The sequence below is a fragment of the Streptomyces sp. NPDC006174 genome (assembly GCF_040614075.1).
Lineage (GTDB): Bacteria > Actinomycetota > Actinomycetes > Streptomycetales > Streptomycetaceae > Streptomyces.
This window is the reverse complement of sequence record NZ_JBEXTJ010000008.1, coordinates 217747-239398: the sequence shown is the minus strand read 5'-3', so window position 1 is coordinate 239398 and position 21652 is coordinate 217747. Positions and strand designations below refer to the sequence as shown.

16 protein-coding genes and 2 pseudogenes are annotated in these 21652 nt (G+C 71.1%); 12 read left to right on the top strand and 6 right to left on the bottom strand.

The features are described from left to right. Nucleotides 1-26 precede the first annotated feature (26 nt). From ABZ267_RS20390 to ABZ267_RS20375, 4 genes and pseudogenes are all read left to right on the top strand, one after another. Nucleotides 27-920, top strand: a complete 894-nt coding sequence (locus tag ABZ267_RS20390) for a 2-hydroxy-3-oxopropionate reductase (protein WP_356749434.1) — start codon at nucleotides 27-29, stop codon at nucleotides 918-920. A 189-nt stretch (nucleotides 921-1109) separates the two neighbouring features. Beyond that, the gene (locus ABZ267_RS20385) at nucleotides 1110-2567 is read left to right on the top strand and encodes a catalase (RefSeq protein WP_356749436.1); all 1458 of its coding nucleotides are present in this window, start codon (nucleotides 1110-1112) and stop codon (nucleotides 2565-2567) included. A gap of 636 nt (nucleotides 2568-3203) precedes the next feature. After that, nucleotides 3204-3986: pseudogene (locus ABZ267_RS20380) on the top strand (histidine kinase dimerization/phosphoacceptor domain-containing protein); the annotation flags it as partial. Between the two features lie 448 nt (nucleotides 3987-4434). Beyond that, a pseudogene (locus tag ABZ267_RS20375) lies at nucleotides 4435-4614 on the top strand (LuxR C-terminal-related transcriptional regulator); the annotation flags it as partial. A 94-nt stretch (nucleotides 4615-4708) separates the two neighbouring features. On the opposite strand, the gene gcl reads toward ABZ267_RS20375, so the two are convergent. Further along, nucleotides 4709-6493, bottom strand: a complete 1785-nt coding sequence (gcl, locus tag ABZ267_RS20370) for a glyoxylate carboligase (protein WP_356749438.1) — start codon at nucleotides 6491-6493, stop codon at nucleotides 4709-4711. A gap of 262 nt (nucleotides 6494-6755) precedes the next feature. Here gcl and ABZ267_RS20365 point away from each other — a divergent pair, with 262 nt between their 5' ends. The 3 genes from ABZ267_RS20365 (at nucleotide 6756) to ABZ267_RS20355 (ending at nucleotide 8361) form a co-directional block, all read left to right on the top strand. Further along, nucleotides 6756-7466: a hypothetical protein gene (locus ABZ267_RS20365; protein WP_356749439.1), complete on the top strand. Its 711-nt coding sequence runs from the start codon at nucleotides 6756-6758 to the stop codon at nucleotides 7464-7466. A gap of 91 nt (nucleotides 7467-7557) precedes the next feature. After that, nucleotides 7558-8154, top strand: coding sequence for a GNAT family N-acetyltransferase (locus ABZ267_RS20360; RefSeq protein WP_356749441.1), 597 nt, complete (start codon nucleotides 7558-7560; stop codon nucleotides 8152-8154). A 9-nt stretch (nucleotides 8155-8163) separates the two neighbouring features. Next, nucleotides 8164-8361: a hypothetical protein gene (locus tag ABZ267_RS20355; RefSeq protein ID WP_356749443.1), complete on the top strand. Its 198-nt coding sequence runs from the start codon at nucleotides 8164-8166 to the stop codon at nucleotides 8359-8361. Between the two features lie 19 nt (nucleotides 8362-8380). Here ABZ267_RS20355 and ABZ267_RS20350 read toward each other — a convergent pair whose 3' ends face one another. Both ABZ267_RS20350 and ABZ267_RS20345 read right to left on the bottom strand, forming a co-directional pair. Then, entirely contained in the window at nucleotides 8381-9991 is a 1611-nt protein-coding gene (locus tag ABZ267_RS20350; protein WP_356749445.1) for an AMP-binding protein, read from the bottom strand. Beyond that, complete coding sequence (locus ABZ267_RS20345) at nucleotides 9988-11664, bottom strand: AMP-binding protein (RefSeq protein WP_356749447.1); 1677 nt, start codon at nucleotides 11662-11664, stop codon at nucleotides 9988-9990. The genes ABZ267_RS20350 and ABZ267_RS20345 overlap by 4 nt, the downstream gene beginning before the upstream one ends. A gap of 110 nt (nucleotides 11665-11774) precedes the next feature. On the opposite strand from ABZ267_RS20345, the gene ABZ267_RS20340 reads away from it, so the two are divergent. Continuing rightward, the gene (locus ABZ267_RS20340; protein WP_356749449.1) at nucleotides 11775-12611 is read left to right on the top strand and encodes a helix-turn-helix transcriptional regulator; all 837 of its coding nucleotides are present in this window, start codon (nucleotides 11775-11777) and stop codon (nucleotides 12609-12611) included. Between the two features lie 11 nt (nucleotides 12612-12622). Here ABZ267_RS20340 and ABZ267_RS20335 read toward each other — a convergent pair whose 3' ends face one another. Then, nucleotides 12623-13759, bottom strand: a complete 1137-nt coding sequence (locus ABZ267_RS20335; protein WP_356749451.1) for a winged helix DNA-binding domain-containing protein — start codon at nucleotides 13757-13759, stop codon at nucleotides 12623-12625. A 118-nt stretch (nucleotides 13760-13877) separates the two neighbouring features. Here ABZ267_RS20335 and ABZ267_RS20330 point away from each other — a divergent pair, with 118 nt between their 5' ends. Continuing rightward, the gene (locus ABZ267_RS20330) at nucleotides 13878-14759 is read left to right on the top strand and encodes a DMT family transporter (protein ID WP_356749453.1); all 882 of its coding nucleotides are present in this window, start codon (nucleotides 13878-13880) and stop codon (nucleotides 14757-14759) included. Nucleotides 14760-14771: 12 nt separating this feature from the next. Here ABZ267_RS20330 and ABZ267_RS20325 read toward each other — a convergent pair whose 3' ends face one another. Continuing rightward, nucleotides 14772-15827, bottom strand: a complete 1056-nt coding sequence (locus ABZ267_RS20325) for a glutathione S-transferase C-terminal domain-containing protein (protein ID WP_356749455.1) — start codon at nucleotides 15825-15827, stop codon at nucleotides 14772-14774. After that, nucleotides 15824-17323 (bottom strand): MFS transporter, encoded by a 1500-nt coding sequence (locus tag ABZ267_RS20320; protein WP_356749457.1) that lies wholly within the window; start codon nucleotides 17321-17323, stop codon nucleotides 15824-15826. The genes ABZ267_RS20325 and ABZ267_RS20320 overlap by 4 nt, the downstream gene beginning before the upstream one ends. Nucleotides 17324-17412: 89 nt before the next feature. Between ABZ267_RS20320 and ABZ267_RS20315 the strand changes: the two genes are divergently transcribed. From ABZ267_RS20315 to ABZ267_RS20305, 3 genes are all read left to right on the top strand, one after another. Further along, nucleotides 17413-17808, top strand: coding sequence for a VOC family protein (locus ABZ267_RS20315; RefSeq protein ID WP_356749459.1), 396 nt, complete (start codon nucleotides 17413-17415; stop codon nucleotides 17806-17808). A gap of 160 nt (nucleotides 17809-17968) precedes the next feature. Continuing rightward, nucleotides 17969-19048 (top strand): glycoside hydrolase family 5 protein, encoded by a 1080-nt coding sequence (locus tag ABZ267_RS20310; RefSeq protein ID WP_356749461.1) that lies wholly within the window; start codon nucleotides 17969-17971, stop codon nucleotides 19046-19048. 190 nt (nucleotides 19049-19238) lie between these two features. Further along, a complete protein-coding gene (locus ABZ267_RS20305) occupies nucleotides 19239-21647 on the top strand; it encodes an endonuclease/exonuclease/phosphatase family protein (protein WP_356749463.1) in 2409 nt (802 codons plus the stop codon). Nucleotides 21648-21652 lie beyond the last annotated feature (5 nt).

Sequence of the window (21652 nt, the reverse complement as noted above, 5' to 3'; positions counted from 1 at the left end):
CACACGTTTTTCAGGAAGGCACCCTCATGAGCAACAACCTCCCCAAGGTCGCCTGGATCGGTCTCGGCATCATGGGCTCCCCCATGTCGGAGAACCTGATCAAGGCCGGTTACGCCGTCACCGGATACACCCTGGAGCAGGACAAGATCGACCGGCTGGTCGCGGCCGGCGGCACCGGCGCCTCCTCGATCGCGGACGCGGTCAGGGACGCGGATGTCGTCATCACGATGGTGCCCGCATCGCCGCAGGTCGAGGCCATCGCCTACGGCTCCGAAGGCATCCTGGCGAACGCGAAGCGCGGCGCGCTGCTGGTGGACATGTCCTCCATCACCCCGCAGACCTCGGTCGACCTCGCCAAAAACGCGGCCGAGAAGGGCATCCGGGTCCTGGACGCGCCGGTCTCCGGCGGCGAGGCCGGCGCCATCGAGGCGGTGCTCTCCATCATGGTCGGCGGCGAGCAGGCGGACTTCGACGCCGCGAAGCCGCTCCTGGAGGCGCTCGGCAAGACCATCGTGCTCTGCGGTCCGCACGGCTCCGGCCAGACGGTGAAGGCGGCCAACCAGCTGATCGTCGCCGTCAACATCCAGGCCTGCGCCGAAGCCGTGGTCTTCCTGGAGAAGTCCGGGGTTGACCTCGCCGCCGCGCTGGACGTCCTCAACGGCGGTCTGGCCGGCTCGACCGTGCTGACCCGCAAGAAGGACAACTTCCTGAAGCGGGACTTCGCTCCCGGCTTCCGGATCGACCTGCACCACAAGGACATGGGCATCGTGACCGACGCCGCCCGCAACGTCGGCGCGGCTCTGCCCGTCGGCGGCGTGGTCGCCCAGCTGGTCGCCTCGCTGCGCGCCCAGGGCGACGGCGGCCTCGACCACTCGGCGCTGCTGCGCTCGGTCGAGCGGCTCTCCGGCTCCCAGGTCTGACCTCCTCCGCTCCGTAAGGAGCCCCTGATCTCCGGGCCGCGGTGGCGCTGACACCTGTCCTGTCGCGCCCAGGCGCTGCCGCGGCCCGGAACCACACACTTCGTTTTCAACAAACTGTTGACGTTCTCTCTGCGGCGAACCTACGCTCCTCAAGCCGTCAGCAGCTCGTACGAAAGGTCATCCCGCCACATGGCTAAGCGTGTGCTCACGACCGAGTCAGGCGCCCCGGTCGCCGACAACCAGAACTCCGCCACCGCCGGTGTCGGTGGACCGATCCTCCTCCAGGACCAGCACCTCCTGGAGAAGCTCGCCCGCTTCAACCGTGAGCGCATCCCGGAGCGCGTGGTGCACGCCCGTGGCTCCGGCGCGTACGGCTACTTCGAGGTGACCGACGACGTCACCGGCTTCACCCGCGCCGACTTCCTCTCCGAGGTCGGCAAGCGCACCGAGACGTTCATCCGCTTCTCCACCGTGGCCGACTCGCTCGGCGGCGCGGACGCGGTCCGCGACCCGCGCGGCTTCGCCCTCAAGTTCTATACGAACGAGGGCAATTACGACCTGGTCGGCAACAACACGCCGGTGTTCTTCATCAAGGACCCGATCAAGTTCCCCGACTTCATCCACTCGCAGAAGCGCGACCCGTTCACGGGCAAGCAGGAGCCGGACAACGTCTGGGACTTCTGGGGCCACTCCCCCGAGGCGACGCACCAGGTCACCTGGCTGATGGGCGACCGCGGCATCCCGGCCTCGTACCGCCACATGAACGGCTTCGGTTCGCACACCTACCAGTGGACGAACGCCGAGGGCGAGGCCTTCTTCGTCAAGTACCACTTCAAGACCAACCAGGGCGTGCGCTCCCTCTCCAGCGAGCAGGCCGCCGAGCTCGTCGGCAAGGACGCCAACTCGCACCAGACGGACCTGCTCCAGGCCATCGAGCGCGGCGTCAACCCGTCCTGGACGCTGCACGTCCAGGTGATGCCGGCCGCCGACGCCGCCGACTACCGGTTCAACCCGTTCGACCTCACCAAGGTGTGGCCGCACGCCGACTACCCGCTCCAGCGGGTCGGCCGCCTGGTCCTGGACCGGAACCCGGACAACGTCTTCGCCGAGGTCGAGCAGGCCGCGTTCTCGCCGAACAACTTCGTGCCCGGCATCGGTCCGTCCCCGGACAAGATGCTCCAGGGCCGGCTGTTCGCCTACGCGGACGCGCACCGCTACCGCCTGGGCGTCAACCACACCCAGCTGCCGGTCAACGCCCCGAAGGCGACGCAGGCCGACAACTACGGCCGCGACGGCGTGCACGCCACGCGCTACGGCTCGCGCCACGACAAGAACTACGAGCCCAACTCGTACGCCGGTCCGGCGCAGACCGGCGCCGCGCTCGGCGCTCCGCTCGCCATCCACGGCTGGACGGGCACCTACGAGACGGCGGCCCATGTCAAGGACGACGACTTCTTCCAGGCCGGCGAGCTGTACCGGCTGATGTCGGAGGACGAGAAGGGCCGCCTGGTCGCCAACATCGCCGGAGGCCTCTCGCAGGTCACCCGCGACGATGTGATCGAGAGGAACCTCGCCCACTTCCACGCCGCCGACGCCGATTACGGCAAGCGCGTGGAGGAGGCCGTCCGCGCCCTGCGCGAGGACTGAGCCTCCTATTACAGGCCCCTGCCCGTACCGCGCACCCGGATGAGGGGTGCCGCGCGGCGCGGGCAGGACGACGAGGCCGCGGCGGCTGTGCGATGCCAGTGCGGTGGTGAAGGTTCCGGGAACCGTCTTCTGACCTGAAGGAGACGCCCTCTCCCGGGGCCGATCGCCGCCGCCGCGGTCCCTGTCACCCACGAACGAGGGCGCGCAGTGCGGATACGGTCCCGCACTGCGCGCCCTCTCTGGCATGCCTCCATCCAGGCCGGGCGACCCCGCCAGCCTCAGCCCGTCCGGCGTTTGAGGACGGAACCGTTGCCGTGGTGAGGCCGCGCCAACCTCAGCCCGTCCGGCGTTTGAGGACGGAACCCTGGAGAGGGTGGGCCGGCGTCCCTCAGGACAGGGAATCCAGGTGTCCCTTCACGCAGGGTGCGGCCCCACCGTCGCAATGGTTCCGTCCTCAAACGCCGGACGGGCTGACATGTGCGGCCTCACCGTCGCGACGGGTCCGGCCTTGAGCGTTCGGTTGGCTGAGGCGGCCGAGTTGACTTTCGTCGTACGCGGCGGCGACGAACGGGTGCAGCACACCACCAGGCCGCCCTCTAGCGTGGCGGCGTGACTCGTGTGCGACATAGGGACCCCATGAAGGCGGCCGACAAGAGCGTCACGGCGCGGCTCAGGGCCGCACCACGGCGCCTGCTCCCGGTGGGCCGGGCCCTGCGCGACCCGGCGCTGTGGAGCCGTCGGCGGATCGCGGGCGAGGCGCTTCTCGCCTTGGCGCTGGCGCTTGCGGGCTGGGCCTTCACCGTGTTCCACCACGGCGCCGTCACCGCCGTGGCCTGCGGGATCGGCGTCGCGGCGCTCGGCCTGCTCCGCCGCGTGCTGCCCGCCTCGGTGCTCCTGATCACCGCCGTCGCCGCGCTGCCGCTGGACGGATTCGACGTGCTCCTGCCGATCGCCGCCTGGTCGGTGGGACGCCGTGTCGACTCGCCGGCGCGGGCCGCCGCCACCGTCGCCCTGGCCCTCGCGGTCCAGCTCGGCGAGGCGGTGGCGGACTCGCTGCCGCACTTCTCCGGCTCGTACGCGGTCTTCGCCTTCCTGACCCTGTTCATCGTCATCGCCGGCCCGGCCTTCGCCGGCCGCTACTGGGCGCAGCGCCGCACCCTCGCCGACACGCTGCACGAGTACCGCGCCCAGATCGTCCGCGAGAACCACATGATCGCCAATGAGGCGCGGTTGCGGGAGCGGCAGCGCATCGCGCGCGATATGCACGACAGTCTCGGCCATCAGCTCGCTCTGATCTCGGTGCGGGCCGACGCCCTGGAGGTGGACGCCGAGCTGACCGAGCGGCACCGGGAGTCCGTGGGCGTCCTGCGCGAGGCGTCGGTCGCGGCGATGCGGGAACTGCGGGAGGTGGTCGGCCTGCTCCGGGACGGGGTGGAACCGGACTCGGGGACGGCCGGTGCGGAGGAGGCCCGGGACGGCGCGCCACGGCTGCCCGACGCGGAGGGCGGCCGGGGAGTGGAGGGCGTCGAGCGCTTGACGGACGCCTCACGCGCGGCCGGAACCGCGGTCCGGCTCCTGCGCACGGGCGAGCCCCGGCCGCTTCCTCCGGCCGCCGACCACGCGGCGTACCGGGCGGTGCAGGAGGGGTTGACCAACGTGCTCAAGCACGCGCCCGGCGCGGCGGTCACCGTGGAACTTCGGTACGAACCGGACTCCTTGGTGGTGGAGGTGGCCAACGGCCCGTCGTCGGCGCACCCGGCGGCTCGCGGCCACCGGACGGTGGTGAGCGGAGGACGCGGGCTGACCGGGCTGACGGAGCGGCTGCGCCTGGTCGGCGGCATGGTGCACGCGGCACCCACGGACGGCGGACGTCCTCGCGCTGCTCGGCGAGGGCCTGTCCAACGCCGACGCGGGCCGCCGTCTGCACATGAGCGAGGGCACGATCAAGACGTACGTCAGCCGCATCCTGTCCAAGCTGGCCTGCGAGAACCGCGTCCAGGCGGCGCTCCTGGCCCGGGACGCGGGCCTGCGCCGGAACGCGCGCTGACCCAGCCGCCGATCGGCAGTGCCTTCGGAGAGACCGAGGCCCCCGCGCCGGAGAGGAATCCGGCGCGGGGGCCTCGTTTCGGGGTGACGGATGGTCAGGACACCGTCAGCGGGCGGATCGCGGTCGGGGCGTGGGACGGGTCCGTGGCGATGTCCTCGAACTCGTTGACCGAGGCGATGTCGGTGCCGCTCATCGCGATGTTGGTGACCCGTTCCAGGATCGCTTCGACGACGACCGGGACCCGGAACTCGGCGGCGAGCTTCTTCGCCTCCTCGAAGGCGGGCAGCAGCTGGTCCGGCTCGGTGACCCGGATGGCCTTGCAGCCGAGGCCCTCGACGACCTTGACGTGGTCGACGCCGTAGACGCCCAGCTCCGGGGAGTTGAGGTTCTCGAACTCCAGGTTGACCTGGAAGTCGATGTCGAAGTTGCGCTGCGCCTGGCGGATGAGGCCCAGGTAGGAGTTGTTCACCAGGACGTGGACGTACGGGATGCGGTGCTGCGCGCCGACGGCCAGCTCCTCCAGCATGAACTGGAAGTCGTAGTCGCCGGAGAGCGCCACGACCGTGCCCTCCGGGTCGGCGGTGGCGACGCCGAGCGCGGCCGGGATGGTCCAGCCGAGCGGGCCCGCCTGGCCGCAGTTGATCCAGTGGCGCGGCTTGTAGACGTGGAGCATCTGCGCGCCGGCGATCTGCGAGAGCCCGATGGTGGTGACGTAACGGGTCTCGGGACCGAACGCCCGGTTCATCTCCTCGTACACCCGCTGCGGCTTGAGCGGCACGTTGTCGAAGTGGGTCTTGCGCTGGAGGGTCGCCTTGCGCTCCTGTGTGGAGGCGGCCCAGGCCGAGCGGTCCGTGAGCTTGCCGGCGGCCTTCAGCTCGCGCGCCACCTCGACGAAGAGTTCCAACGCGGCCTTGGCGTCGGAGGCGATGCCGAGGTCCGGCGCGAAGATCTTGCCGAGCTGGGTCGGCTCGATGTCGACGTGGACGAAGGTGCGGCCCTGGGTGTAGACGTCGAGCTTGCCGGTGTGACGGTTGGCCCAGCGGTTGCCGATGCCGAGGACGAAGTCGGACTCCAGGAAGGTCGCGTTGCCGTAGCGGTGCGAGGTCTGCAGGCCGACCATGCCGGCGTTCAGCTCGTGGTCGTCGGGCAGGATGCCCCAGCCCATCAGGGTCGGGATGACCGGGACGCCGGTCAGCTCGGCGAACTCCACCAGCAGTTCGGAGGCGTCGGCGTTGATGATGCCGCCGCCCGCGACGAGCAGCGGACGCTCCGAGGCGTTCAGCAGCTCCACGGCCCGCTCGATCTGCTTGCGGGAGGCGGCGGGCTTGTGCACCGGGAGGGGCTCGTACAGCTCGGGATCGAACTCGATCTCCGTCAGCTGGACGTCGATCGGCAGGTCGATGAGGACCGGGCCGGGACGGCCGGTGCGCATCAGGTGGAAGGCCTGCTGGAAGACGCCGGGGACCTGCGCGGCTTCCAGGACGGTGGTCGCCGCCTTGGTGACCGGCTTGGCGATCGAGGCGATGTCGACGGCCTGGAAGTCCTCCTTGTGCAGGACGGCCGTCGGCGCCTGGCCGGTGATGCAGAGGATCGGGATGGAGTCGGCGATGGCGGAGTACAGACCGGTGATCATGTCGGTGCCCGCCGGGCCCGACGTACCGATGCAGACGCCGATGTTGCCGGCCTTGGCCCGGGTGTAGCCCTCCGCCATGTGGGAGGCGCCCTCGACGTGCCGGGCCAGCGTGTGCTGCACCCCGCCGGAGGCCTTGAGGGCCGCGTAGAAGGGGTTGATCGCCGCACCCGGCACACCGAACGCGTTGCTGACGCCTTCGCGCTTGAGGATCTCAACTGCCGCACGGGCAGCGGTCATACGAGGCATTGAGTGCTCCTGCTCGGGATTGGTGGAGTCGGGCTCTGTCGCGCCACCTGAGAGCACCAATTCCGTATTGCGGAAATTCAGTTCTGCTATACGGAAGCAATCTAAAACGCGGCGCGGTCGCCGTCAAGAGCGGACGCGGCGGTCCACCGGCGATGGGTACGCCGATTCCCTCCCCAGAACCTCGCTCCTGGTGGACGATGGGGTGACGAGGGAGGCACGGAGCGCGGTCGTGGTCCGCGCGGCGTGCCGGAGGGAGACGATCGTGAGATCCGTGCCGGTACGGTGTCCGGTCTGCGGCCGGGACCACGCCTATGTCGCACCGGCCTACCCGTGCCCGTGCGGAGCGCCCACCGCCCCGCCGCTGCTCTCCGGCGCCCCGGCCGTGCAGGTCACGCGGCGCACCTGGGACGAGGACTGGGTCACCGTCCGCTGCACCGCCTGCGACCGCCGCGACCAGTGGCCGCAGCCGGAGCTCTGCTGCCCGTGCGGAGTGCTGCTGCGGATACCGGTACGGCCGGTGGACGAGCCGGAGCCACCGGCCGAGCCCGTCGTTCCGGCGCACATCCCGCTGCCGCGCACCGCCGCGCACCCGCGCCCCTCGTTCCGGCCGCGGACGATCCGTACCGGCCACGACGCGGTCAGCGCGGCCGCCTTGTATCTCGCCTGGCTCGGCTACCGCGAGGTGGCCCGGGAGCGGGCGCGCACCGCGGGCGGCATCGATCTGCGGGCCACCGGACTGGTCGCCCAGGTCGACGCCACGACCCGGCCGGTGGAGCTGCGTGCGGTGGAGTGCCTCTGGCTGAACGCCTTGGGCGCGTCGGCGGCCGGGGTCTTCTTCTCGCTGGCGGGATATACGGCCGAGGCGCGGGCCCGGGCGGACGGTGTCGGCCTGCCGCTCTTCGTCATGGACCTCACGGGTGCGCCCCAGCCGGTGAACAGCCCGGCGGACGAGCTGGTGAGCACGGGAGCCTAGGGGTGCCGGGGCCCGTTTCAGGGGACGCTTCCGAGGGGTGTTTTCGGGCCACCTCGTACCGGCGCACGGCCCGGCGCGGCACACTGAGTACATGCGTATCCGCTCCGCCAGACGCTCCGATCTCCGCCTTCTCCAGGACATCGAGCGCGCCGCAGGGGAACCCTTCCGCACCCTCGGCATGCACTCCGTGGCCGACGACGATCCGCCCCCGCTCGACCTGCTGGAGAGCTACCGGCGGGCCGGACGGTGCTGGGTGGCCACCGATCCCCTCTCCGCCACCGGCGACCGGCCGCTCGGCTATGTGATTGCCGACCCCGTCGACGGGGCCCTGCACATCGAGCAGATCTCGGTGGACCCCGCCTCCGCCCGCCGGGGCATCGGCCGCACCCTGATCGACCGCCTCGCCGCACTCGCTCCCGGGCAGGGCCTCACCGCGCTCACCTTGACCACCTTCAGCGATGTCCCGTGGAACGCTCCGTACTACACGCGCATCGGCTTCCGGGTGCTGCACGAGAGCGAACTCACCGGCGGGCTGCGCACGATCCGCGGTGAGGAGGCGCAGCACGGTCTGGACCGCTGGCCACGGGTCTGCATGCGCCGCGACCTGCTGCTCGCACGGCCTCAGCTGCCCGCGCCGGCAGCGCCACCGTCGGCCTCGCCGTCGGTCGCTGTCAGTGGCGCCCCGTAAGCTGAGGGCATGGATTTAACTCCACGTCATACCGTGCAGCCCGCCGTCGCGTCCGCCGCCCAGGCGAACGAAGCCATCCGTGCGCTCGTCGACTCCCGTGCGGGCCAGGAATGGTCCGCCCACGCGTCCGCGACGTACGAGGTGCTGCTCATCGAGTGGGCGACGGCGACCCGGTCGGGCGGCTCCGACATCATCGAAGCCGCCTGACCGGCCGCCCGGTCCGGCCTCAGTCGGCGTACGTCTCCCGTAGCTCGATCTTGCGGACCTTCCCGCTCACCGTCATCGGGAAGGAGTCGAGCACCCGCAGCCTGCGCGGGATCTTGTAGTGGGCCAGCCGCTCGCGGCAGTACGCGTTGATCTCCTCCAGGACCGGCGGATCGGCCGGGTCGCGAGGGATGACGCAGGCCAGGATCTCCTCTCCGTACCGCTCGTCCGGCACACCGACCACCTGGACGTCGGCGATCTTCGGGTGGCCGTGCAGGAACTCCTCGATCTCCCTCGGATACACGTTCTCGCCGCCGCGGATGATCATGTCCTTGATCCGGCCGACGACCTGGACGTATCCGTCCTCGCGCATCACCGCGAGGTCGCCGGTGTGCATCCAGCGGCCCGCGTCGATCACCTCGGCGGTGCGGTCGGGCTGGTCCCAGTAGCCGAGCATCACGCTGTACCCACGGGTGCGGAGTTCGCCCGCGCCGCCGCGCTCCACGGTCACACCGGTCGCCGGGTCGACGATCTTGACCTCGATGTGCGGCAGCACCCGGCCCACCGTGCCGCTGCGGCGCTCCAGGTCGTCGTCGCGGCGGGTCTGGGTGGAGACGGGCGAAGTCTCCGTCATGCCGTAACAGATGGACACCTCGTCCATGTGCATCTCGGCGACCACACGTTTCATCACCTCGACCGGGCACGGCGATCCGGCCATGATGCCGGTGCGAAGCGAGGAGAGGTCGTACGAGGCGAAGTCCGGCAGATTCAGCTCGGCGATGAACATGGTCGGGACGCCGTAGAGCGAGGTGCAGCGCTCCTGCTGGACGGCGGCCAGCGCGGCGGCGGGCTCGAAGGACGGGCCCGGGATCACCATGCAGGCGCCGTGCGAGGTGGCGGCGAGGTTGCCCATCACCATGCCGAAGCAGTGGTAGAAGGGCACCGGAAGACAGATCCGGTCCGCTTCTGTGTAGGCGATCATCTCCCCGACGAAATAACCGTTGTTGAGGATGTTGTGGTGGGAGAGGGTGGCGCCCTTGGGGAAGCCGGTGGTGCCTGAGGTGTACTGGATGTTGATCGGGTCGTCGCAGGACAGCTCGGCTTCTCGCGCGGCCAGTTGGGCGGAGGTGATGGCCGGCGCGGTGGCGGTCAGCTCGGTCCAGGACGGGTCACCGATGTAGTGGACGGCTCGCAGGGAAGGGCAGTTGGCGCGGATCTGGTCTACCAGCGCGCGGTAGTCGCTGGTGCGGTGGGCGAGGGAGGCGACGAGCAGCGAGATGCCCGCCTGGTTCAGGACGAACTCCAACTCGTGGGCTCGGTAGGCCGGGTTGATGGTGACCATGACGGCACCGATGCGGGCGGTGGCGTACTGGAGCAGCACCCACTCGGGACAGTTGACCGCCCAGATGCCGACCCGGTCGCCCTTCTCCACGCCGGACGCCATCAGCGCACGGGCCAGCTCCTCGATGTCGGCGCCGAACTCCGAGTACGTCCAGCGGCGTCCGGAGACCACGTCGACCAGCGCCTCACGCTCTCCGTGGGCGGCGACGGTCCGGTCCAGGTCGCGGCCGATGGTGTCGCCGAGCAGGGCGGTGGTGCCGGTGCCGTGTGCGTAGGACAGGCTGCCGCTCACGTGACATCTCCCTCGTCGAACTCGGTGCCGGTGCCTCGGGCCGTGCGCTCGCGCAGCTCGATGCGGCGGATCTTGCCGGAGACGGTCTTGGGCAGCTCCGCGAACTCCAGCCTGCGGAGCCGTTTGTACGGAGCGAGGACCGCCCGCGAGTGTGCGAAGAGGACCTTCGCGGTCTCCGGCCCCGGCTCCCAGCCCTCCGCCAGCACGACGTACGCCTTCGGGACGGAGAGCCGCAGCGGATCGGGAGCGGGCACGACGGCGGCCTCGGCGACGGCCTCGTGCTCCAGGAGGGCGCTCTCCAGCTCGAAGGGCGAGATCTTGTAGTCCGAGGACTTGAACACGTCGTCGCTCCGGCCCACGTACGTCAGGTAACCGTCCTCGTCACGCGACCCGATGTCGCCCGTGCGGTAGTAGCCGTCGGCCATCGCCTCGGCCGTACGCTCCGGGTCGCCGTGGTAGCCGGTCATCAGGCCGACGGGGTGGTCGGAGAGGTCGAGCGCGATCTCGCCCTCGCTCACGCCGGGCCGGCCGGTGACCGGGTCGAGGAGCTCCACGGTGAAGCCGGGGCTCGGGCGGCCCATCGAGCCGGTCTTGAGGAGCTGGCCGGGCGTGTTGGCGACCTGGACGGCGGTCTCCGTCTGGCCGAACCCGTCCCGGATGGTGACACCCCATTCGCGCCGGACCGTCTCGATGACCTCCGGGTTCAGCGGCTCGCCCGCCGCGACGACCTCACGCGGCGGGACCTTCAGCTGCGAGAGGTCCGCCTGGATGAGCATCCGCCAGACCGTGGGCGGAGCGCAGAAGCTGGTGATGGCCGAGCGGTCCATCTCGGCCATCAGGCGGGAGGCGTCGAAGCGGGTGTAGTTGAAGATGAAGACGGTGGCCTCGGCGGTCCACGGCGCGAAGAGGTTGGACCAGGCGTGCTTGGCCCATCCGGGCGAGGAGATGTTGAGGTGGACATCGCCGGGCCGCAGCCCGATCCAGTACATCGTCGCCAAGTGGCCGACGGGGTAGGACACATGGGTGTGCTCGACCAGTTTGGGCCGGGCGGTCGTGCCAGAGGTGAAGTACAGCATCAGCGGCTCGTCGGCCTCCGTCGGCCGGTCCGGCGTGAAGTCGGCCGGAGCGTCGGCCACTTCGGCGTACGACAGCCAGCCCGCCACCTCCTCGCCGACCGCGATCCGGCTGAACTCTCCTGGCACCTCGGCGAACTTGGCGGTGTCCGCGTCCCGCACCAGCACATGGCGCACCCGCCCGCGCTCCACCCGGTCGCGCAGATCGGCTGAGCCGAGCAGCGGTGTGGCGGGGATGACGACGGCGCGCAGCTTCATCGCGGCGAGCGCGGTCTCCCACAGCTCCACCTGGTTGCCGAGCATCACAAGGATCCGGTCACCTTCGCGGACGCCTTGCGCTTTCAGCCAGTTGGCGGCCCGGTCGGAGCGCTCGGACATGGCCGCGAAGGAGACCTCGGTACGCCGGCCGTCCTCCTCCACGATGTGCAGAGCGGTGCGGTCGTTGTCCTCGGCGATGACGTCGAACCAGTCGAGCGCCCAGTTGAAGTGGTCGGCCCGGGGCCAGCGGAATCCGGCGTAGGCCCGCTCGTACTCCTCGCGGTGGGCCAGCAGGAAGTCCCGGGCGGCCCGGAACGTCTCCGTCGCACTCGTTGCCGGCATGTGCCCTCCTCATTGCGGACCGGACCGGTCGATTAACATCATGCAAACAGTGACTCAGGTCTCACCACCCCCGGACGGGGGTGGCGCGGACCGGGCGGGAAGGCGTCGGAGTGCCGGAACCGGTCGATGCGGTCGAGATGCGGACGGCGCTGGCCGGGCTGCGCCGGACGAGCGGGCTGCCGGTGGTCTTCGGCGGTCTGCTGTCGGACGCCCGCCACGCGCGGATCGCCGAGCTGAACGGGGCGCAGACCAGCGCGTTGCGCGGTCTGGTCATCTCGGCCGGGAGCGGCCTCGGCGGCAAGGCCATCGCACTGGCCCGGCCCTATGCGGTGACGGACTATCCCGCTTCGCGCCACATCAGCCACGAGTACGACACGGCGGTGGCGGCGGAGGGGCTGCGCTCGGTGGTCGCGGTGCCCGTCGTCGTACGGTGGGCGGTGCGCGGCGTGCTGTACGGGGCGCTGCGTACGCCGGTGAGCCTCGGCGACCGGACGTTCGACGCGGCGGTCGCGGCGGCCCGTGACGTGGAGCAGGCGCTCGCGGTCCGCGACGAGGTGCGCAGCCTGCTGGCCCTGACCCGGGAGCAGGTGGACGGTCCCGGTACGGCTCCGGGCGCGTGGGAGGACGTACGCGAGGCCCATCGGGAGCTGCGCGCGCTGGCGCCGAGAGTGGCCGACCCGGCGCTCCGCGACGAGCTGCTGACCGTCTGCGGCCGCCTCGCCTCCGCGTCCGCCGCGCGGGTCCCGGCGGAGGTGCGGCTCGCGCCGCGCGAGGTGGACGTCGTGGCCTGCGTGGCGGCGGGCGCGACGAACGCGGCGGCCGCCCGTCAACTCGGTCTGCGGCCCGAGACGGTGAAGGGCTATCTGCGCTCGGCGATGCGCAAGCTGGGAGCGCACACGCGGCTGGAGGCGGTGGTGGCGGCGCGCCGGGCCGGGCTCCTGCCGTAAGCCCAAGAGCCTCACTTCCCGAAGTCCAGGAACGTCCCGAACCGTACGTCGTACGAGACCGCGTCCGTCATCACCGTCAGCATCCGCACCGCCTCCTCGGCGATCGCCTCCCGCTCGCCCTGCCGCACGGTCCGCAGCGGCTGCACGGTCAGCACCGCCGCCTCTCCGTCCCGCTCGACCCGCCAGATCGCCTCGAAGAACCCGTCGACCAGGACGGTCCCGTACGACTGGTTGCCCACGCCGTTGCGGCCCTTGTTCACCTCCGCGATCACGCGGGAGCGGTCGTCGTGGCCGAGGAGCACGTTGTCGAACTCGGGCAGGAAGCGCGGCGGGGCCGGAGTGTCCGGGTCGGGGCGCGGGGCGTCGGGGAGGTCGAAGAGTTCGGTGCCGTTCGCGTCGCGGAAGGTGCGGAGCCGGGGCCGCAGCCGGTCGAAGACCTCGCGCAGCCGGGTCAGTCCGGCCCAGCGCTGCATGTCCTTGACCGAGGCGGGCCCGAACGCGTTCAGGTAGCGCAGAACCGTCGCGTCCGGCGCCGGTACGGGCTCAGAGGTCCGGCCGAGCCAGTGTTCCGCCGTGGTCAGCGCCACCTGTCCGCCGCGCTCCCACAGCCCGCGCGGGGTGACCTGGACCAGCGGCAGCAGACACCGGGCGGCCACCGTGAGCGCGAGCGGATCGGCCTCCGGCCAGCGGTCCAGCAGCTCCGCGCGCAGCTCCTTGACCGGCCGCGGCCGCTCCTCCACCAGCTCCCGGCTCACGGCGGCGAGCCGGTCCAGGTCCACGCCGGCCAGACCGTGCCGGAACGCCTTCAGCTCACGGTCGCGCGCCGCCTGCACCAGCGGACGCAGGGTCAGCGCGTCGTCCGCCGTATGGGTGTGGAGCGTGGAGCGGAGGGTGACGATCCGGACCACCTCACGGGACTCCATGAGCGCGGAGAGCTCGCGCGGGTCGAACTCCGCCAGCCGTGCGTAGAGCTGGAAGTACGGCGGCTTGGTGTTCTGCGCCTGGAGCCCGACGAGATGGGCCACCGCCTCCTTCGCGGACATCGCGGACCGGCGCAACAGGAGCTGGCGGTCCAGGGTCGCCCGGTTCAGCGCCCGGGCGGAGAGGACGGCGGGGTGAGCGGCGGTGCGGTGCGTCTTCGCTGCCATGGTCCGCACGGTAACGGTGCTTGCGGACAGGTACGGTCCGCGACGGCGTCGGACCAGCGTTACGCCCACCGGCCGCACGCCCCGCGCGCGACCGGCCCGGCCGTCCCATGATGAACCGGTGATCAGTGTCCTCTTCGCCGTCCTGACCGCCCTGAGCAACGGTTCCGCCTCGGTGCTCCAGCGCCGGGCGGCGATGAGGGTGCCCGACAGCGAGGCGATGCGCCTCTCCCTGATCGGCCATCTGGTGCGCCAGCGCGTGTGGCTGGCCGGGATCGTCCTGGTGATCGTGGCCGCCGTCTGTCAGGCGGTGGCGCTGGCGACCGGGCCTATCTCGGTGGTGCAGCCGATCTTCGTCATCGAACTGCCCGCGACGCTGCTGCTGGCCGGCTGGATGATGCGGGTCCGGGCTCCGCGTACGGTCTGGTACGGCGTCGCCGCGGTGACCGTCGGCCTGGCGATCGGGCTCGGAGCGGCCGCGCCGGTCGACGGCACCGACTCCGTACGAGGTGCGGACTGGGTGCCGGCGCTGCTGCTGACCGGGGCGTTCGAGGCGGTGCTGATCGTCGCCGCGCTGCGGGTGCGCGGCAACGCGCGGGCCGCTCTGCTCGGGCTGGCCGCCGCCTGCGGCTATGCGCTGACGGCGGCGCTGATGAAGGACGCGATGGCGCATCTCGGCCCGGACGGCGGCGCCGTCGCGCTGCTGACGTCCTGGCAGCTGTACGCGACGGCGGCCGCCGGAGTCGGGGCCCTCTTCCTGCTCCAGAACGCGCTGCACGCGGGAACCTTGGTGGCCGTGCAGCCGATGCTGACGCTCGGGGACGCGCTGATCAGCATCCTGTACGGCGTGACGCTCTTCGAGGAGGAGCTGCGCACCGGCTGGTGGCTGCTGCCCGAGCTGGCCGGGCTGGGGCTGATCGCGGTGGGATGCGTGGCGCTGGCCCGCTCGTCCCTGGCCACCGACACGCTCGCACCCAAGCCGTCGCCACCTCGGGTCAGCTGAGAGAGCCGCAGGTCAGACCTGGTCGACCGGCGTGACCCGCTCGTCCTGCCGTACGGGCCCCGGCGGAGTGCCGTCACCGAACGGGCGGCCGCCGAGTTGTTCGCGGTGGTGCGGAGTGGTCCAGCCGGAGAGGTCCGGGCCGAGCGGGACGATGCCGGTCGGGTTGATGCCCGTATGCACCTGGTAGTAGTGGCGCTTGATGTGGTCGAAGTCGACCGTGTCGCCGAACCCGGGGGTCTGGTAGAGGTCGCGGATGTACGCCCACAGGACGGGGTCCTCGGTGATCTTCGTACGGTTGCACTTGAAGTGGCCGTGGTAGACCGCGTCGAAGCGGACCAGCGTGGTGAAGAGGCGGATGTCGGCCTCGGTGATGGTGTCGCCGACCAGGTAACGGCGGTCCGCGAGGCGGGCGGAGACCTGGTCGAGGCGGGCGAAGAGTGCCTTGTAGGCTTTCCCGTAATCCTCTTGGGTGCTGGCGAAACCGGCCTTGTAGACGCCGTTGTTGATGTCCTGGTAGATGCCCTCCATCACCTCGTCGATCTCCGCGCGCAGCGGCTCGGGATAGAGGTCGGGGGCGCCGGGACGGTGCAGGTCGGTCCACTCGGTGGCCAGGTCCAGCGTGATCTGCTGGTAGTCGTTGGTGACCAGCTGCCCGCTCGGTACGTCGACGATCGCCGGCACACTGACCCCGCCCGGGTAGCCCTGCTCCCGGGCGTCGTACGCCTCGCTCAGGTAGCGGATGGAGAGCACCGGGTCCTTGCCGTCCGGGTCGAGCGTGAAGCGCCAGCTGCGGTCGTCCTGGAGGGGGTCGGTGACGGCGAGGGAGAGCGCGTCCTCCAGGCCGAGGAGGCGGCGGGAGACCAGGGCGCGGCTGGCCCAGGGGCAGGCGCGGCTGACGACGAGCCGGTAGCGGCCCGGCTCGACGGGCCAGCCGTCGCGGCCGTCGGCGGTGATGCGGTCGGCGAAGTGGCTGCGGGACCGCTTGAACGGCTTGTGGCCGTAGGAGGTGTTGCCGTCGTTCCCGGCGCTGTCCGTGCCGGTGTCGCTGTCCGTTCCGGTGTCGCTCATGCCGTGCTCCTCGATGGGTCGGTGGATTCCTTGCGTTCTCGTCGTCTGCCCCGCCGGTCGGCTCCGACATCGGCCAGCGCCACGATCAGTGCGGCCAGCACGAAGGCGACGGAGACGATCAGCCCGTGGTCGTACGCGTCCGCCCAGCCCTCCGTCCCGGCCTGCGCGAAGAACACCGCGCCGACGGCCGCGATCCCGACCGCCGAGCCGACCCGCTGCCCGGTCTGGAGCGTGCCGCCGGCGCTTCCGGCCCGGTGTACGGGGATTTCGGCGAGGGTCAGCGTCTGGTTCGGCGCGATCACCAGACCGCTGCCGAGGCCGGCCAGGAGCAGCGGCCCGGCCATCGCCCAGCCCGCGCCGCTGCCCGGGACCCAGTGGACGGCGAGCGCGGTGCCCGCGAGGCCGACGGCGACCATCGTGAGTCCGGCCACCACCAGCGGGCGGCCGAACCGTCCGACGAGCCGGCCGCCGATCGAAGCGGCGGCCCCGGAACCGAGGGCGAAGGGGGTGATGGCGAGTCCGGCCTGGAGCGCGGAGTAGTTCAGGCCCGACTGGAGGTAGAGGGTGGTGACGAAGAAGATCGAGGTGAACCCGGCGAAGTAGAGCAGGATCAGCAGGCATCCCAGCCAGTAGGAGCGCAGCCGGAACAGCGAGAGGTCCAGGACCGGATGGGTCGGACCGCCGGTGCACCGCGCCTCCCAGGCGACGAAGGCGCCGAGCAGGGCTGCGGCGAGCACGACCAGCAGCCACTTGCCGTTGCCGGGCCACTGCTGGGCCTGGACGAACGGCAGCAGCAGGGCCAGCACACCGGTGCCCAGGAGCAGGACGCCGAACGGGTCCAGGTCGCGCGGCCGGACCCGGCCGGCGGAGGGCGTGTCCGGGAGGAGGCGGTGGGCCAGCAGGAGGCAGACGGCACCGAGCGGGAGGTTGACGTAGAAGACCCAGCGCCAGCCGTGGTCGGCGCCCGCCGCCTGGATGAGCAGACCGCCGAGCAGCGGGCCGACGGCGGTGGAGATGCCGACGACCGTGCCGAACATGCCGAAGGCCCGGCCGCGCTCGCGACCGGAGAACATCTGCTGGATCAGCGCGGAGATCTGCGGCGAGATCAGACCGCCCGCGATGCCCTGGACCAGTCGGGCGATGACCAGCCACGTGCTGGACTGGGCGGCTCCGCAGGCGGCGGAGGCCAGGGTGAAGAGGGCGAGGCCCGCCATGAAGACGGCCCGGCGGCCGCGCGCGTCGCCGAGGCGGCCGGACGGGATAAGGAAGAGGCCGAAGGCGAGCGCGTAGCCGGAGACCACCCACTGGAGGTCGGACTCGGGCGTGTTCAGGCCCTCGCGGATGGACGGGAGGGCCACGTTGACGATGGAGACGTCCAGCAGGGTCATGAAGCCCGCCACCAGACAGACCGCCAGCGCCTTCCAGCGCCGGGGGTCGGGACCGTCGGAGGCGGCGTCGCGTCCCTCCGGGCCGGGTCGCGCCGCGCTCTGTGCCATGGTTCGCACCTTAGGTCGGACCGGGTGTTTCCTCATCCGGACGTCCGGGGCACGGCGTGTCTGGGACGGCCGGGGGTACCTGTTCCCGCATGACTGTGGAGAAAACGAGCGTCCTCGTCCTTGACTGTGCCGAACCGATGGAGCTGGCCGAGTTCTACGCCGGTCTGCTCGACGCGGAGGTACGGATCGGCTCCGACCCCGACTTCGTGGAGATCGTCGGCAACGACGGCGTCCGGCTGGCGATCCGCCGGGACCACGGCTACGCACCGCCGAGCTGGCCCCGTCCGGAGGACTCGCAACAGGCCCACCTGCGGATCCTGGTGGGCCGCGACGACATCGACGAGGCCGAGCGCGAGGCGATCTCGCTCGGGGCCAGGCCCGTCGACACCGGTGACAGCAACAGCGGTCCGCGCGATGTCCGGGTGTACGGGGATCCGGCGGGCCACTCGTTCTCGCTGGCGGTGTATCCGCTGCCGCAAGGCTGAGCAACGGCGGGAGGCACAGGGGCTCTTCGGGGCCCCTTCACTCGCGTGCGGCAATAGACAGGAAAGTTTCCCAACACTGTTGACGGCAATTGGAAGGAAGCTTTACTTTCAGTTCTGCCGCCATGGCGTCTCCCACCCCCCGTCCGAAGGGAGCACAACCATGTACCAGCGCACCACTCCCCCCACCGAGCCCGCCTCCACGGCCGGCCGGCGCAGATTCGCCCGGAAGGCTCTGCTCGCCGCCTCCGCGCTCGGCGTGGTCACCGCACTCCTGGCCCCCGTCCGGGCCGGGGCCGCACCCGCTCCCGCCGCTCCCACCGCCGCCACTCCGCTCGCGGCCAACGGCCAGCTCTCCGTCTGCGGCCGCCAGCTCTGCAACGCCTCGGGCCAGGCCATCGCCCTCAACGGCATGAGCACCCACGGCACCCAGTGGTACGCCCAGTGCGTGACCGACGGGTCGCTCAACGCGCTGGCCACCGACTGGCGCGCCGACGTGCTGCGCGTCTCCACCTACGTACAGGAGGGCGGGTACGAGACCGACCCGGCGGGATTCACCGCGCGGGCGCAGAAGTTCATCGACGCGGCGCACGCGCGCGGCATGTACGCGGTCATCGACTGGCACATGCTCACGCCGGGCGACCCGAACGCCAACCTCGCGCGGGCCAAGACCTTCTTCACCGCGATGGCGAAGAAGTACAAGGACCACCCGGGCGTGCTCTACGAGATCGCCAACGAGCCCTCCGGGGTGAGCTGGTCGGCCATCAAGTCCTACTCCGAGCAGATCATCCCGGTGATCCGGGCGCAGGACCCGGACGCGGTGGTGCTGGTCGGGACGCGCGCCTGGTCCTCGTTCGGGGTGTCGGAGGGCTCGAACGAGTCGGAGGTCGTCAACAACCCGGTCCGCGCCTCGAACATCATGTACACCTTCCACTTCTACGCGGCGTCGCACCGCGAGGCGTACCTCAGCGCCCTGGACCGGGCCTCCGACAAACTGCCCGTCTTCGTCACGGAGTTCGGGACGCAGAACTACGCGGGCGAGGGCGCCGACGACTTCGCGATGTCGCAGCGCTACCTCGACCTGATGAAGCGCAAGAAGATCTCCTGGACCAACTGGAACTACTCCGACGACCACCGCTCCGGTGCCGTCTTCAAGACCGGCACCTGCAACGGCTCCAACTGGACCGGGACCGGGGTCCTGAAGGAGGCCGGGGCCTGGATCCGCGAGCGCATCCGCCAGTGACCCGGGCCCGCCCCGTCCGCCGCCGCTAGGGCGGGGCGGCCCTCTGTAGCGCGTCCGGTGCGGTGCACTCCCCCACCGCGCCGCACCGGGCGCTCATTCGCACGATGCGGGGAATTAACCTCCAACGCCTTGTCATGTCCTATCTACGCGCATAGCTTTTGGCCCTCAGACCTACGTTGGGGGCACCTCCGTGCAGATATCCAGATCCGGTTCCGTCCTGCTGACCGGCGCCGTCGCCGTCGCGCTCGCGGTGACCGCCCTGCCCGCCGCCCAGGCGGCCCCGTCCACCACCGCGGTGATCTCCGAGGTGTACGGCGGCGGAGGCAACTCCGGCGCGACGCTGACCCGGGACTTCGTCGAGCTGGCCAACGCCGGCACCACACCGTTCGAGGTCGGCGGCCTCAGCGTCCAGTACCTGCCGGGCGCGCCGTCGGCCGGTTCGCAGTGGCAGGTCTCCGCGCTCACCGGCGCCATCGCGCCCGGCGGCCGCTACCTGGTCGCGCAGGCCGCGGGCACCGGCGGCACCGTCGCCCTGCCGGCCCCGGACGCCACCGGCACCATCGCCATGGCCGCCGGAAGCGGCACCGTGGCGCTGGTCTCCGGCACCACGCCGCTCACCTGCAGGACGGCGGCGGAGTGCGCGGCCGAGTCCCGGATCGTGGACCTGGTCGGCTACGGCTCCGCCGTCGTCCGGGAAGGCAGCGGCCCGGCGCCCACCGCATCGGCCACCGCCTCCGTCCACCGGGCCGCCTCGCTCGCCGACACCGACGACAACGCCGCCGACCTCTCCGCCGGTGTCCCGACCCCCGTCAACGCGGCGGGCGAGACGTCCGGCGGCGGCCAGGAGCCGGAGGAGCCCGGCCCGACCGAGCCCGGCCCCGTACGGATCCACGACATCCAGGGCACCACCCGTGTCTCGCCGCTGGACGGCACGGCGGTCACCGGCGTGCCGGGCACCGTCACCGGCGTACGGGCCACGGGTTCGCGTGGCTTCTGGATCCAGGAGACCGCGCCCGACGGCGACGCCCGGACCAGCGAGGGCCTGTTCGTCTACACCGGATCCGCCGCACCGGCCGTCAAGGTCGGCGACGCGGTCCTGGTCAGCGGCAAGGTGGCCGAGTACTACCCGGGCACCGGCACCCAGTCGATCACGCAGATCACCGCGCCACGCACCACCGTGCTCTCCTTTGGCAACGCGCTGCCCGCGCCGGTCGTCCTCGACGCCCGCTCGGTGCCCGGCCGTTACGTGCCTTCGGCGGGCGGCGGCGCGATCGACGCGCTGCCGCTGGAGCCGAAGCGGTACGCCCTGGACCTGTACGAGGCCCTGGAGGGCGTCCGGGTCCAGATCGCCGACACCCGGGTGACCGGTGCGACGACGGCGTACGACGAGATCTGGGTGACGGTCAAGCCGAAGGAGAACCCGACCCGGCGCGGCGGCACGCTCTACGCCTCGTACACGGACCAGAACACCGGCCGCCTCAAGGTGATGTCGCTCGACCCGGCGCAGCCGATCCCGACGGCGAACGTGGGTGACGTGCTGAAGGGCCGCACCACCGGCGTGCTCGACTACGCCTCGTTCGGCGGCTACAACGTGCAGGCCACCGAGCTGGGCACGCTCGTCGACAAGAAGCTGCGGCGCGAGGTGACCCGCAAGCAGAAGAAGGACGAGCTGGCGGTCGCCACGTACAACGTGGAGAACCTGGACGCGGCCGACCCGCAGGCCAAGTTCGACACGCTGGCCGAGGGCGTCGCGGTCAACCTCTCCTCCCCCGACATCGTGTCGCTGGAGGAGATCCAGGACGACAACGGGCCGGTCAACGACGGCACGGTGGGCTCCGAGACGACGCTCAAGCGGTTCACGGACGCGATCGTCGCCAAGGGCGGCCCGCGCTACGCCTGGCGCTACATCGCCCCCGAGAACAACAGGGACGGCGGTGAGCCCGGCGGCAACATCCGCAACGTCTTCCTCTACAACGCCCAGCGGGTCTCCTTCGCCGACCGGCCCGGCGGCGACGCCTCCACACCGGTGACGGCGGTGAAGACCTGGAAGGGCGTGAAGCTCTCCGCATCGCCCGGCCGGATCAACCCGGCGAGCCCGGCGTGGGAGGCCAGCCGCAAGCCGCTGGTGGGTGAGTTCACCTTCCGCGGCAAGCCGGTCTTCGTCATCGGCAACCACTTCGGCTCCAAGGGCGGCGACCAGCCGCTGCACGGCCGCTACCAGGAGCCGAACCGATCGTCGGAGACGAAGCGGATCCAGCAGGCCGCCGAGGTGAACGCCTTCGTCACCTCGCTGCTGAAGGCGGACAGGTCGGCGCGGGTGGTGGCGCTCGGGGACTTCAACGACTTTGAGTTCTCGCCGACGTTCACGGCGCTGACCAAGGGCAAGGTGCTCAAGCCGCTGATCACGACGCTGCCCGCGTCCGAGCGGTACAGCTATGTCTTCGACGGCAACTCGCAGACGCTGGACCACATCCTGACGAGCCCGGCCGTCCGGCGCTTCGACTACGACGTGGTGCACATCAACGCGGAGTTCGCCGACCAGGCGAGCGACCACGACCCGCAGGTGGTGCGGGTGAAGGTCGACGGCTTCTGGTTCTGAGGCCG